Source organism: Desulfosporosinus sp. I2 (genome assembly GCF_000960765.1).
Classification (GTDB): Bacteria; Bacillota; Desulfitobacteriia; order Desulfitobacteriales; family Desulfitobacteriaceae; genus Desulfosporosinus.
The window spans coordinates 1-944 of the sequence record NZ_JYNH01000295.1 but is presented as its reverse complement, the minus strand read 5'-3'; the positions used below and the strand labels follow the sequence as shown (position 1 = coordinate 944).

The following is a 944-nucleotide window of genomic DNA, read 5'->3' as shown; positions in this document are numbered from 1 at the left end:
CGTTTCGAAGTGAATTCTTTCGACTTTACTAGATTATTTCTCTATGCAGTTTTCAAAGAACATGCGCGAAATCCTTTGCACTAGAGTCTAAGTTCTTTCGAACCTCGATCTTCGTGCCTCGAACCTCGATAATGGTGGAGGTTAGCGGGATCGAACCGCTGACCCCCTGCTTGCAAGGCAGGTGCTCTCCCAGCTGAGCTAAACCCCCATTTTAAATGTCCGATATTAGATGCTAGATTCAGTTCCATTGCCGGTTTGCTTGTCATTTCTGACCTCCGGCCTCTGCACTCTAACTTCTTTATTGGTGGGCCTAGATGGATTCGAACCATCGACCTCACGATTATCAGTCGTGCGCTCTAACCAACTGAGCTACAGGCCCATTTCGATGCACGAAGTTCGAGGCTCGATGCTCGAATCTAATTCGCCTTGCGGCTAAAGTAAATCTTCATCTTGCTTTGTTTCGAACTCGATTATCTTTTGCTGAGTTCCCATTTAAACCGTGCTTCTCAGTTCTCCATTCGCGAAGCGAATTCTCATTCGCCTCGAGCATCGAACCTCGCGCCTCGATTACCTGGTCTCTCAAAACTAAACAACAGCTATTCCAATGAGTTGCCGATCCCTCGGCTTGAGTCTTGCGACTCTTTTGATCTTTCTTCGAACTTTCGTCCGTCGAAAGAATCGACCCTTAGGATAAAACCAGAGATTCTTCGATGTCTTAGCACTCGTTTCCTTCGTGCCTCGGGCATCGAACTTCGAACCTCGATTTGGTTCTCCTTAGAAAGGAGGTGATCCAGCCGCACCTTCCGATACGGCTACCTTGTTACGACTTCACCCCAATTATCGGCCCCACCTTCGACGGCTAGCTCCAATTCGAGATTCGAAATTCGATGCACGATATTCGATTGCATGTTGGCTTCTTTGGTCAAAGCTTACCTTACAGCATA

2 tRNA genes and 1 rRNA gene are annotated in these 944 nt (G+C 47.4%); all 3 read right to left on the bottom strand.

The annotated features are described in order from the left end of the window. Positions 1-132: 132 nt before the first annotated feature. Positions 133-208, bottom strand: a tRNA-Ala gene (locus UF75_RS25765). A gap of 94 nt (positions 209-302) precedes the next feature. After that, positions 303-379: transfer RNA gene (locus UF75_RS25760), tRNA-Ile, on the bottom strand. A 399-nt stretch (positions 380-778) separates the two neighbouring features. Further along, positions 779-944 (bottom strand): 16S ribosomal RNA (locus UF75_RS29550); the annotation flags it as partial.